Here is a 10,768-nt window from a genome sequence, read left to right as displayed (position 1 = left end):
CAGTGCTCATATTAAGTGTCCACTAGAAAATAAGTGGACACTATCCTGACGGCCCCAGTGCTCAGCTCAAGACGGGATCACCGGACGCTTACGTACGAACAGCGTGACCGACCCCAGGACGTGCTGTTCATTCGGACCAGGGTACCTATGCCATGACAATGCGCCAATGGAGCGGCTGTTTCGCAGTCTGGAAGCAGAATGGGGCTGACCGTGGGCTACATGAGTGCATCGCGGGCACAGCAGGATATCAGTCGGTTTCTGATGCCAGGGTACAACTTGCAACGGCCATATCAGTTCAACGGTGGACCACCGCCCGCTGTGGCTGGGGGAGAGTTAGAGAGTACTTGCTCTTCCGGGTACGCGGATTAAATGGTTGATCTTACCTTTGCATGAGAGAGAGAGTGAAGCAAGCCGATATTTTATCGGATTATCTGGTTAGTGCTCCAACCTCCTGCTGATGCACACTTCCTTCGCTAATTCCAGCAAGAACCCCACAAACCTCAATTTCCCGATCATCGTTGCAGCTCGCTCTTAATGAAACGAGTTGTTTCTCAAGCGCTTGCAGACCGGTTATCTGTGACCGCACTTGAGAGATGTGATCATCGAGCAAGGCGTTGACGGCGGTGCAAGGCTGATGAGGCTCGTCTTGATAGCTCTGTAGTTCGTGAATCTCAGCCAGTGACAGGTCTAGGATTCTGCAGCGACGGATGAAGGCAAGCCGCTCACTATGCTTCTCGGTATAGACACGATAACCGTTGTTCTGCCGATCAGGCGGCGGCAACAAGCCCTGCTGTTCATAGAAGCGGATCGTCTGCGTTTCGACCCCTACCAGCTGCGCCAACTGACCAATACGCATCAGCCTTCTCCCCTGTTGACCTTGTAGTGGCTTTATGGTTTTAAATGGTACCACAACATTTGTCAAGTGGAATAGTAGCATGAGAAAATCCTGTGGTAGCGCCTGTGACGGTGACGCAACGTCCGCAGTGGATAGCAATATGCATGCCTCCTCCGAAGCGTCAGGGAACTGGGTCAGCGTTTATGCCGTGCCGAAGATGGACTGCCCATCAGAAGAGCGAATGATTCGCCTGGCCCTGGACGGCTTTGAGGAAATTCGGGCGCTGTCCTTCGACTTGTCGAACCGCCGGCTCAAGGTCGTGCATGACGGCGAAGTCGAGCCCATCACCTCGAAACTGAAGACCTTGAGGCTAGGAGCCTCGCTTCAGGAAACCGTCGCTGCAAATCCGGAGACCATCAAGGCCGCTGAGTTCTCGCCAGCTTCTGCTAAGCAAGAATCCAGGACCCTGCGTTGGTTGCTCGGCATCAATGCACTTCTGTTCGGGGTGGAAATGACTGCCGGTCTAATCGCCCAGTCCACCGGGCTGATTGGAGAATCCCTGGACAATTTTGCAGATGCAGCCGTCTATGGCCTTGCCCTTTATGCGGTCGGGCATAGCGTAAAAATGCAGGTACGCGCCGCGCATCTAGCAGGCTGGCTGCAGCTAATTCTGGCTATAGGCGTACTTGTGGAGGTGGTGAGACGCTTTGTATTCGGTAGTGAGCCTGAATCGCTGGTGATGATGGCTATCGCATTTGTCGCATTGATTGCCAATACCAGTTGTTTGCTGCTCATATCCAAGCACCGTGAGGGCGGGGCGCACATGAAGGCAAGCTGGATATTCTCGGCCAATGACGTAGTGATCAACCTGGGGGTTATCATTGCCGGAGCTTTGGTTGCCTGGACAGGATCCAATTATCCGGATCTGATTATCGGCACAGTCTCGGGGGTCATTGTACTTAACGGTGCCAGGCGCATTCTGGCGTTGAAGTAATGCCCATCATTGGCAAAACTCTCGCCGTATGCCCTGTTGCCCATATCAAGCCTGCTGGCAGCGTCTGATCAGGCTGTAAAGTGGCTGGTGCAGCAATCAATGGTCTAGGGCGAATCTGTTTAAGTGATCCTGCTCTTTAACTGGGTGCATCTATGGAGCACCCGTGCCGCATTCAGTCTTTTTGCGCATGGTGGGGGCTGGCAGCGCTACTTTTTTAAAAATCGTCATAAAAGAGAATTCATTGCATACCGTCTTATCCTCGGTGGCACCATGGGCAATCTGACATGCTTTCCGAGTTGCCCAGTGTCGTACTTTTCTTCCAGTCGACAGCCTTAGAGGACACCGCGGGAGACCTCCTGACAGGGCTGATCGCAGCCTACTGCTTATACGGGTGATAGATGTCATTCCACGGCTTCGGAAGGAAAAGCAGACCATGTAAGCCTTGAACCACTTGGTCACCTCAGTGGGACTGTCAGATTTTTTGTGTTCGGGCTGTTAATGGCCTGCCATCAGGTAGGCCCTCACTTACCAGGTTGGCTTGGTGAAACGATCTTCGTACAGGATCACGAACTGAGTCATAGCGGTTTCCAGTCATGCGCCGCACTACCCCAGTTGGCAGTGATATTACGTAGCGCCAACCAGAATACCTTTCGTATGGCAGGCGGGAAGACAAGGAACGGAATGAACCTATCCCATCCACGCCGCCATTGTCTTGCTGGCTGAATACGAAGCAGCAGCTCCCAGCTTGCGGCGCACCGAGTCGAGTCCAGAAACATTCACTTTGCCACCCTGGTGAGCCCGAGGAATGGGGTGATGGGATTGAATTGAGCGGAGCAAGAAAGCATGAGCCACAGGATTGATCTTGATTTCGGAGGCGAGAGCATTGGGTGATAAGTGCGCGCTACTCTTCGACCTATCCACGGGAATGCGCTACAAGACTCTTGTAACGAGGGTGATGGCTTTGCTTGCCGGAGGCGCCATGCCGCTTGCCTTTGCCCCTTTTGGTTGGGCATGGCTTGCGGTGGTCGCTCTGGCCGCATTGTTTGTCCTGACCGCGCAACCTTCAAAGCGTCAGGCGTTATGGTCGGCTTACTTCTTTGGCCTTGGTTACTTCGGTGTAGGTGTCTCCTGGGTCTTCGTCAGCATCAGCCAGTACGGCAATGGCCCCGTGGTGGGGATGTTAGCTACAGCGGCCTTTGTCTCGCTGCTTGCCCTCTTTCCATGGGGCGTCGCGTACCTCGTACGCCGCCTGCACCCTGAGATGGATGCGACGGCCCTCTGGCTAGGGCTACCAGCGACATGGGTGTTGAGTGAATGGATGCGCACCTGGTTCTTAACCGGCTTTCCCTGGCTCTTTGTCGGCTACAGCCAGACCGACACCACACTCGCCACTATCGCGCCTGTCTTTGGTGTGCTTGGCGTGAGTTTTCTGGTGGCCTTGCTCGCTGGCGGCCTGGCTTGGGTTGTTTTAAATCCAAGCCTGCGCCGTGCAGCGGTAGCCGGTGCCGTGTTAACCGCTACTCTTGCCAGCTTGCAGCTCCTGGATCATGAGTGGACGCAGCCAGCCGCTGATCCTATCAATATTGCCCTCTTGCAAGGAAACATCGCGCAAGACAGAAAATGGGACCCGGATTCACGGGGAATCACGCTGGACCGTTATCAGGCGCTTACGAAGCAGCATCTCGGGGCCGACATTGTGATTTGGCCAGAAACGGCAATCCCGATGTGGCATGACGAGGCTAGAGAATATCTTGCTGAGCTTAAGGCGTTAGCCGATCAGGCCGGCACCTCGTTGATGATTGGCGTCCCGATACGCGAGGAGGACGGTCGCACCTACAACGCGGTGACAAGCCTCTCCGATCCCTCAGGCTTCTACTACAAACGTCACCTGGTGCCCTTCGGTGAGTATGTTCCGTTTCGGGAGTTTTTGGGTTCGTCCCTCGACGTGCTCGGGGCGCCCATGTCCGATTTCACACCGGGACGGGAAGCGCACGTCCTGAAGGCAGCAGGGGTGCCTGTAGGGGCACTCATCTGCTACGAGGCGGTCTTTGGTGCTGAAGTCACGGAGTTTCTGCCCGAAGCGCAGTTGCTGGTGAATGTCAGTAACGATGCCTGGTTCGGCAGCTCGCTCGGCCCTTTCCAGCACTTTCAGATGGTCCGCATGCGTGCCATCGAAACCGGACGTGACCTACTGCGAGCCACGAACACGGGTATCACAGCAGCTGTCAGCTACGAGGGAAAGGTTCTTACACGCGCTCCTCAATTCCGCGTAGCCACCCTCAGTGCCGAAGTGACCCCCAGAACTGGCGCAACCCCTTATGTGCGCTGGCGGGATTGGCCTGTCCTTGGCGTGATCGCACTCGGACTCGGCTTGCTCCTGCTTCGTCGAATTCGGCAGTATCATCGCTTGGGTACATGACAGCGAGCAGATTTTAAATCGGATGAGGAGGAAGGGATTTGTCTACATGTGGCAATTGGCTATCAAGAAAAAAGCTCACAAGCCGGGAAAGCGATGCGTTGCTGTGGCTCTCGCTCCTGTTAATGTTGGCGGCGTCTATATGGAGAAGAGATATGAGCACTCAAACAACCTTCTGTTTAAGGATGCAAGCGGCCAATGGCGGGGTCAGACCGGACGTTTCAGTCGGGAATCGTGGGAAGGGCTGGAATAGCTGAATGATCGATCACATTCCCTCTTTACTCATCGCCAGCCAGCTCTTAATGGCGACAGTGGCAGGTTTGCTGCTCAACCTGACGCCCTGCGTTTTGCCCGCGATTCCTATTAAGGTCCGGACTATCTTACGAGAGGCGGGCAGCCAACGATCGCACCGCGTGCTGGCCGCATTGGCGTTCACCGCAGGAACACTCGCGTTTTTCTTGACGCTGGGCGGATTGACCGCATTTCTTCAGTGGAGCTGGGGCACTTTGTTTCAGTCCGCGGTGTTCGTTGGTATCCTTGTTGCCTTGCTGGTCGGGTTTGCGGTGGTCACGTGGCTGGATTTGCCCATTCCGATCCCGTCGTTCGCCGCCTCGGCCCATGGCCGGCGTTACTCTGAAGCATTCTTATCGGGGTTATTGAGTGCGGTTTTGGCTGCACCTTGTGCTGGTCCTTTCCTGGGTGGAGTCCTAGCCTTTGCCGTTACCCAGCCGGCGCCGGTAACTATGGGGATATTCGGCAGTATCGGGCTGGGGTTGTCGCTGCCCTACGCGGCACTGATCCTCAAACCCAAGTGGCTGAGCCGGTTGCCCAAGGCGGGGCCCTGGACTCTGGCCATTCGAGAAGGGCTCGCGCTGGTCTTGCTGGCCGCAGCCGTCTTCTTCAGCGCGAGCCTGATGCCCAAAGCGGTTTATCCCTGGCTATGGTGGTCTTGGCTGGCACTGGTGCTGGCCTGGGGTGCTCGCCGTTTCGTCCAGGGTAATGGTACCGTGCGTGTGATCACCACAACGGCGGCAGGCCTTGCCCTTGCGATGACTATGGGATTTGCATCCCCGCTGGACAGCAACGGAGACGAACTCGTCTGGCAACCCTACTCCGCAAAGTTACTGACGGAGACAAAAGCCCGGGGCACACCCTATTTGCTGGAGTTCACCGCCGACTGGTGCATCAACTGTAAGATACTTGAGCGCACGGTCTACCAAGAGCCCTCCGTGGCCAAAGCCGTGCGGCGCACCAAGATGGTGCCTATACAAGTGGACGTGACAGCGAGCAACCCCGAAAAAGATGCGCTATTAACTGCGACCGGTGGGCAGGCCTTACCCTTCGCAGTGGTTATTGACGGTGACGGCACCGTTATCGCCCGTTTCACGGGGCTTTTTGACGCCGACAGCTTGGTCGAAGCTATCAGTCGTACCGAAAACCTACAACCTTAGATACTGGAGATGAATCATGGTGATTCGACATAAAGGATTGCTGGCTGGTGTAGTGGCTTTTCTCCTCGCGATCGCTGCGTTCATGTTGATCGACACCAACGGAAACAACCCCGACGCTGTCCAGACTGAACGAGCCGCTCTTGAAGTCCCGGTTTCGGCCCGAACAGGATTGGCGAATTCCGCTGATAAGGTACGCCTCACTCTTGCGAAAGGCGACGCAGCATTGGCGGGAAAGCCTGGTGAATTCGTTCTGACATTGAACATTGAACCGGGCTGGCACGTGAATGCCAATCCGGCCTCTATGGAGTTCCTGATTCCCACTGTCGTCAATTCTTCAGTCAACGGCCAAGCGCTTGAAATCCCGACGCAGTACCCGCGCGGCCGGGTCAGTGACATTGTGCTGGGTGACACCGCCCTTGAGGTGTATGACGATGGTGCGAGTATTCGGCTGCGGCCCGACGGAAAACAGATTGCCGTGCTGGAAAAGGTAGGCAGGCTCGAAATGATTGTACGGGCGCAGGCCTGCAGTGACGAGGGCGTCTGCCTGGCACCGACTGACATGCCTGTTGCGCTGAATCTGGACGATACCAGCCGACAATAAGTCAGAACGCACTTTGGAAGTGACGCAACTGGGGAATGACTGTGAACAGCTTATTCAGAGTATCCCGATTGCCGTGGTTGCTCTTGGCAGCTCAAGGCCATGCCAGAGTTCATGTCTAGAGATGGGCGAGACTCGCTTCGTTAAACGGCAAACTTACATTGTAATTCGCACATTCCGCATGATGAAGTGGCTTCGGGGAAGTGTCGGCATCCTGTCCCAGATAATCGATAAATCTTGTTGGGGAATCTCGTATTGGAGCGAGCGAGCCAGAAAACGGGCTGCAACGCTCATCAAGGCGCCGGCAACGCCTTCTCCCGGACAGCGATGGTTAACATGCGGGTCGCCTGGTCCTTGCGGGATTGCCTGCCCAGCGCACCGTAACTGTTGAGGGTCAGCCTTTCATTCTTTGACTCGGCCGGCTTCCGCCTTTGGGCTCAGCAAACTGCCCAGGATCAACATGGCGGCGCCGACGACGATACCAATATCCGCCAGGTTAAACGCAGGCCAATGCCAGGACTGCCAGTAAAAATCCAGGTAGTCGATTACATGGCCTCGAAATGCGCGATCGATCAGATTCCCAACTGCCCCGCCCAAGATAAGGCTATAGCCTAGCGCTTCACTGTTGACTCTGGGCTTACGCAATACCAGAGCCAGCACGATTGAAATGACCAAAGCTATGACGATGAAGAAGTAACGCTGCCAACCGCCCGCGTCAGCCAGGAAGCTGAACGCTGCACCGGTATTCCAGAAATGAACCAGATTGAAGAACGGGGTGAAAGGAATCACGGTGCCGACCGGGAGCGAACCCGTAACTGCGCTTTTCATCGCTAGGTCGGCCGAGGCAATGGCCAGCGATAGCATCCACCAGAACCAGGGAGCAGCGAGAAGTGACCTTCTAGGAGACGAGCTCATCGCGTTTCTCCTTGAAGAAGTCGCTGCAGCTCCGGTGAGATGGGCATCGGAGCAAAAGCACTGACCCTGGCGCGCCCGCTGTTTCCGAGCGGCACCCAGATCTTAGAGAACAGCAGGGCCGCTATGATTCGCGGAACTTGGCTGGGCACCTCTCGAAAGTCGCGCAACTGCCAGCCAGCCCTTAGCATCAGCCAATGGCTCTGAGCATGAAGAATAGCCATTCGCTGGCTCAATATGTGGGCTCGCTCCAGCCAAGAGAAAGCCTCGGTTGGCGCCTTTTCACTGAGTGCTTTCCTAGCTTGGAAAAAGGCCTCATCGATGGCAATGCGGAGAGCGGTATTCATCTGGATCTCACTTACGCAGCAGATTGCCTAAGTGAACACCCTATAGCAGCTATAGGGTCAAGCGCTATGGATTCAGGCGACGCGAAAAATGACTTGAAGCCGAAATCATAAAAGAGGTTTGTCGCCCCCCAGCAGGCCAGCAGTTTGTCCGCATGGTCTGCTTTATAGGTTCGATAGCCAGTGTCTTCGCGATTAGGCGGTGGAAGCAGTCCCTGACGTTCATAAAAACGAATCGTCTGAATGTCCACCCCCGCCTGATGTGCAAGTTGGCCGATGCGAATAGTCTGTCCCTTGGTAAAAAGCCAGTATATCCAGGCTTGACCCTATGCCTGCTACATGGTTTTTAATCGGCAGGATCAAGTTCTATAGGAGAAGCTGATCATGAATTCCTGTGAGAAACCCAGTGGCTGTGGCCCCGTGTCGGCAACCACTGAAGCGGCAACCGCGCCTTTGAATGAAGGAGCATGGATCAGCAGTGCCCAAAATGGGTTGCTCTTCAGAAGAACGAATGATTCGGCTCGCGCTGAATGGCTTTCCTGAGCTCAATTCGTTGGCCTTTGATCTAAGCAGCTGACAGGTGCGCGCTTTGCATGACGGTTCGGTTGACCAGATCGCGACCAAGCTAGAATCACTTGGCTTCTTCCTATCCAGATTTGGTGATTGGTACGGTCGCTGGCCTCATCGTACTCAACGGTCCGCGCCGAATCCTGGCATTGAAAGCCTGGCCAACCGGATCGACAGCCACTCCCATTTACCCAAACAGAGGCGCGTAGCTTATGACTGACGTTAAGACGACTGAGATAGAACAGTTGATGGCTGGATTGAACAGAAAAATTGCCGAAGGGAATGCCGCCCAGAGTCGCGATGCAGCTTATGCCGTCTATGTGAAGCTCGCGTCGCTTCGTGAGCAGCTCCCAGCCCTCACAGAAGCCGGGGTGGAGAAGGCCTTGGAGCACGCCAGCCAGAAGGCCTGGCGACTCTATGAGGCTTTTCACCTTGAAGTGCAGTATGACTTGGAATGGGCGAGCAGCCGCAGCTACGAAGACTCTTAGAAATTTGTCCTTGAAGATGAGCAAGCGGCGAATGGGCCACGGGTGAAGCCCGGCCTAAACGAATCCATTGTGCCATGAATGAGGTTTCCACTATGCAGCATCGAACTACCAGATGAGCTGAGTGGAAGTGAAGATGACACTACTCGAGACTGCCAATGAGGGGGCCGCAGACCCTGTCCGTTTAGCTACGCCGCTGGGCCGGGCCATTGGTAATCTGTTCGCCCAGGCCTTGCCGCTACTGGACGGCAACCCACCAGGCTAGCTCAATGTCTTCATTATCGGTGGCGGTGCGGTGCATCTATTCACCCATGCGCGTGGCAGTGTTGACATCGATGCAGAGATCGAGGCCGCGTGCTGCGCAAGGACGAGATCATGACCGTTTACACGCCGCCCGAGGGCTACGAGGATAGCGACCATGCTCGGTGGTTTTTTGGCGAATTAGTATATGTTTCATTGTTATAGTGATGTCTTGGCTACTTCGCTGCTCACCAACTGGCGCAGCGGCTCGGGGCCGAACTCGCTGAGCGCACGACCATTGACAAAAAAGGTCGGGGTGCCACGAACCCCAACAGCCATGACGTCCTGCATATCTGTTTCCAGCACGGCGTTGACGCCAGGTGCGTGCATATCCTGGCGGGCCTGCTCGAGATTCAGGCCGACGCGCTCGGCAGCAGCCCATGCCTGTGCCACCTTGGGATCGTCGTGCCAACCGGGCTGGGCCTCCAGCACAGCCTCTAGCACCTGTTCATGGAGGTTTTGCTTGCGCGCCGCCTCAAGCATCCGCGCCACTTCTTCCGAACCCGGATGGAACAGCACATAGCGTAATACCAGACGCACATCTTCCGGATTCTCAGCGAGAATCTGCTTCACATAAGGGTGGAAGGCGCGACATGCCTCGCAGGAAGGATCGAAGAACTCGACTATGGTTACTGGGGCCTGCACCGGACCGAATACCGGCGAGTGGGAGCGGACAAGTTGGCCGCCGCTCTGTTTGGGTTGTGCCGCGGTCTTTTGGGCTGTCGAACCGGGAGCCTCGGCCTGTTGAGGCGACTGCAACTGTGAGGAGGAATAGAAGAATGCGGCGGCAGCAAAGACGGCCAGGATCACGGCACTGATGATCAGGACCACGGAACGGCGATTCATAGAGTTGTTCTCCGACGGATGAGAATGAGCAGAATGGCTATCAGGATAAAGGAGAATAGAGCGATTGCGGGCAGTGGCACTACGCCGAAGAGTGTCATCCCGGATCCCGAGCAGGATGGGCCGGTGGCTGTGCAAGGCTGGATCGGCTGTGGAATCAGCCCTGCATAGAGTAGCGTATGAAAAAATGCCAGCGCCGCACCGATAGTGGTCAGCGGGAGGGCATAGCGCCAAATTGTGAAATCCGAGCGGTAGCAAGCTATGGCCATAATCACTGCCAGCGGAAACATGAATGCACGCTGGAACCAGCACAGCACGCAAGGTGCTTGCCCCATCACTTCGCCAATGAATAGCGCGGACAGGGTCGATACCAGTGCAACCAGCCAGGTTAGCAGCAGGTTCCAGGTCGCCCTCGAAGGTTGGGCATTCATTTCGGTGAGCTCTTGAAGATGACAAACACTTGCGGTAGATCCGCCACCCAGTTGATTCGGGACATCATACTTCCTCTTATCGGCAAGGCTCCTTAGAAGCGTTGCAGGCTTCGCCCAACGGCACACCCAAAGCGAAAAGCAACCAGAAACCCGCTGCGCAACCAGTCTCACCGCTGGGTTAAATCCGTTGTCAATGCTCAGTCCAGACTATGCATTGACAACGTTAAAATTGCTAGGCACACGCTGCGCATTGTCATCCGTCTGTAGTGATCAATTGATTCCGGACACGGTTTTACTACGCCCGCATTAAAAAAATGACACTACGGGGGCAATCTTGACAAACCTTTAAAGGTCGACAATCATCATCACGTACCACGTCGTCCACGTCCGGTAATCGTGGAGCCCTTAGCGCTGTGAAGCGCCACACCCTTTGAGCGGCTGCGCATTCTGAAAAGCCGCCAGCATCCGTGCTGAATGCCCCTGCTAATCAGCTTCATCGCCTGACCTAAAACCGCTGTACCCACCTGCGGGGACGCTCTCCCTGCCGGGAAAAGCCGTCTCCGCTTTCCAGTACGTTTAGAAATCGGAGAAT

At 55.5% G+C, this 10,768-nt stretch carries 11 protein-coding genes and 4 pseudogenes; 8 read left to right on the top strand and 7 right to left on the bottom strand.

Annotated features, from left to right (window positions below; translation table 11 throughout):
* Window positions 1-148: 148 nt before the first annotated feature.
* A pseudogene (locus tag H4J77_RS20025) lies at window positions 149-369 on the top strand (IS3 family transposase); the annotation flags it as partial.
* A gap of 58 nt (window positions 370-427) precedes the next feature.
* Here H4J77_RS20025 and cadR read toward each other — a convergent pair.
* Window positions 428-856, bottom strand: coding sequence for a Cd(II)/Pb(II)-responsive transcriptional regulator (gene cadR / locus H4J77_RS18370; RefSeq protein WP_036991837.1), 429 nt, complete (start codon window positions 854-856; stop codon window positions 428-430).
* Between the two features lie 79 nt (window positions 857-935).
* Between cadR and H4J77_RS18365 the strand changes: the two genes are divergently transcribed.
* A complete protein-coding gene (locus tag H4J77_RS18365; RefSeq protein ID WP_036991838.1) occupies window positions 936-1,829 on the top strand; it encodes a cation transporter in 894 nt (297 codons plus the stop codon).
* Between the two features lie 9 nt (window positions 1,830-1,838).
* Window positions 1,839-2,111 (top strand): annotated as a pseudogene (locus tag H4J77_RS18360) (signal peptidase II); the annotation flags it as partial.
* 243 nt (window positions 2,112-2,354) lie between these two features.
* Here H4J77_RS18360 and H4J77_RS18355 read toward each other — a convergent pair.
* A pseudogene (locus H4J77_RS18355) lies at window positions 2,355-2,536 on the bottom strand (IS256 family transposase); the annotation flags it as partial.
* A gap of 272 nt (window positions 2,537-2,808) precedes the next feature.
* Between H4J77_RS18355 and lnt the strand changes: the two are divergent.
* From lnt to H4J77_RS18340, 3 genes are all read left to right on the top strand, one after another.
* Window positions 2,809-4,248, top strand: coding sequence for an apolipoprotein N-acyltransferase (lnt, locus tag H4J77_RS18350; protein WP_036992120.1), 1,440 nt, complete (start codon window positions 2,809-2,811; stop codon window positions 4,246-4,248).
* A 254-nt stretch (window positions 4,249-4,502) separates the two neighbouring features.
* Window positions 4,503-5,696 (top strand): protein-disulfide reductase DsbD, encoded by a 1,194-nt coding sequence (locus tag H4J77_RS18345; RefSeq protein WP_220469429.1) that lies wholly within the window; start codon window positions 4,503-4,505, stop codon window positions 5,694-5,696.
* A 16-nt stretch (window positions 5,697-5,712) separates the two neighbouring features.
* Entirely contained in the window at window positions 5,713-6,297 is a 585-nt protein-coding gene (locus H4J77_RS18340; protein ID WP_036991839.1) for a protein-disulfide reductase DsbD domain-containing protein, read from the top strand.
* A gap of 399 nt (window positions 6,298-6,696) precedes the next feature.
* Here the strand turns inward: H4J77_RS18340 and lspA are convergent, their stop codons facing one another.
* From lspA to H4J77_RS18325, 3 genes and pseudogenes are all read right to left on the bottom strand, one after another.
* The gene (gene lspA / locus H4J77_RS18335; RefSeq protein WP_036991841.1) at window positions 6,697-7,209 is read right to left on the bottom strand and encodes a signal peptidase II; all 513 of its coding nucleotides are present in this window, start codon (window positions 7,207-7,209) and stop codon (window positions 6,697-6,699) included.
* Window positions 7,206-7,553, bottom strand: a complete 348-nt coding sequence (locus H4J77_RS18330; protein WP_036991842.1) for a DUF3703 domain-containing protein — start codon at window positions 7,551-7,553, stop codon at window positions 7,206-7,208. Before H4J77_RS18330 ends, lspA begins: the two co-directional genes overlap by 4 nt.
* Window positions 7,554-7,693: 140 nt before the next feature.
* Window positions 7,694-7,834: pseudogene (locus H4J77_RS18325) on the bottom strand (MerR family DNA-binding transcriptional regulator); the annotation flags it as partial.
* Window positions 7,835-8,329: 495 nt separating this feature from the next.
* Here H4J77_RS18325 and H4J77_RS18320 point away from each other — a divergent pair.
* Together H4J77_RS18320 and H4J77_RS20020 are read left to right on the top strand one after the other, a co-directional pair.
* Window positions 8,330-8,605, top strand: coding sequence for a hypothetical protein (locus tag H4J77_RS18320; protein WP_036991844.1), 276 nt, complete (start codon window positions 8,330-8,332; stop codon window positions 8,603-8,605).
* A gap of 133 nt (window positions 8,606-8,738) precedes the next feature.
* The gene (locus H4J77_RS20020; RefSeq protein ID WP_259364921.1) at window positions 8,739-8,867 is read left to right on the top strand and encodes a hypothetical protein; all 129 of its coding nucleotides are present in this window, start codon (window positions 8,739-8,741) and stop codon (window positions 8,865-8,867) included.
* Window positions 8,868-9,061: 194 nt separating this feature from the next.
* Here H4J77_RS20020 and H4J77_RS18310 read toward each other — a convergent pair whose 3' ends face one another.
* Together H4J77_RS18310 and H4J77_RS18305 are read right to left on the bottom strand one after the other, a co-directional pair.
* Window positions 9,062-9,748, bottom strand: a complete 687-nt coding sequence (locus H4J77_RS18310; RefSeq protein ID WP_036991847.1) for a thioredoxin domain-containing protein — start codon at window positions 9,746-9,748, stop codon at window positions 9,062-9,064.
* Window positions 9,745-10,176: a disulfide bond formation protein B gene (locus tag H4J77_RS18305; RefSeq protein WP_036991849.1), complete on the bottom strand. Its 432-nt coding sequence runs from the start codon at window positions 10,174-10,176 to the stop codon at window positions 9,745-9,747. The genes H4J77_RS18310 and H4J77_RS18305 overlap by 4 nt, the downstream gene beginning before the upstream one ends.
* Window positions 10,177-10,768 lie beyond the last annotated feature (592 nt).

Source organism: Pseudomonas sp. 5Ae-yellow (assembly GCF_014077575.1).
Classification (GTDB): Bacteria; Pseudomonadota; Gammaproteobacteria; order Pseudomonadales; family Pseudomonadaceae; genus Halopseudomonas; species Halopseudomonas neustonica.
The sequence above is the reverse complement of the archived record's forward strand: the minus strand, read 5'-3'. Positions and strand labels throughout refer to the sequence as shown.

Excerpts from the sequence above, each read along its gene's own strand:
- cadR (WP_036991837.1), bottom strand. The coding sequence starts at position 856 with ATGCGTATTGGTCAGTTGGCGCAGCTGGTAGGGGTCGAAACGCAGACG.
- H4J77_RS18365 (WP_036991838.1), top strand. The coding sequence starts at position 936 with ATGAGAAAATCCTGTGGTAGCGCCTGTGACGGTGACGCAACGTCCGCA.
- lnt (WP_036992120.1), top strand. The coding sequence starts at position 2,809 with ATGCCGCTTGCCTTTGCCCCTTTTGGTTGGGCATGGCTTGCGGTGGTC.
- H4J77_RS18345 (WP_220469429.1), top strand. The coding sequence starts at position 4,503 with ATGATCGATCACATTCCCTCTTTACTCATCGCCAGCCAGCTCTTAATG.
- H4J77_RS18340 (WP_036991839.1), top strand. The coding sequence starts at position 5,713 with ATGGTGATTCGACATAAAGGATTGCTGGCTGGTGTAGTGGCTTTTCTC.
- lspA (WP_036991841.1), bottom strand. The coding sequence starts at position 7,209 with ATGAGCTCGTCTCCTAGAAGGTCACTTCTCGCTGCTCCCTGGTTCTGG.
- H4J77_RS18330 (WP_036991842.1), bottom strand. The coding sequence starts at position 7,553 with ATGAATACCGCTCTCCGCATTGCCATCGATGAGGCCTTTTTCCAAGCT.
- H4J77_RS18320 (WP_036991844.1), top strand. The coding sequence starts at position 8,330 with ATGACTGACGTTAAGACGACTGAGATAGAACAGTTGATGGCTGGATTG.
- H4J77_RS20020 (WP_259364921.1), top strand. The coding sequence starts at position 8,739 with ATGACACTACTCGAGACTGCCAATGAGGGGGCCGCAGACCCTGTCCGT.
- H4J77_RS18310 (WP_036991847.1), bottom strand. The coding sequence starts at position 9,748 with ATGAATCGCCGTTCCGTGGTCCTGATCATCAGTGCCGTGATCCTGGCC.
- H4J77_RS18305 (WP_036991849.1), bottom strand. The coding sequence starts at position 10,176 with ATGAATGCCCAACCTTCGAGGGCGACCTGGAACCTGCTGCTAACCTGG.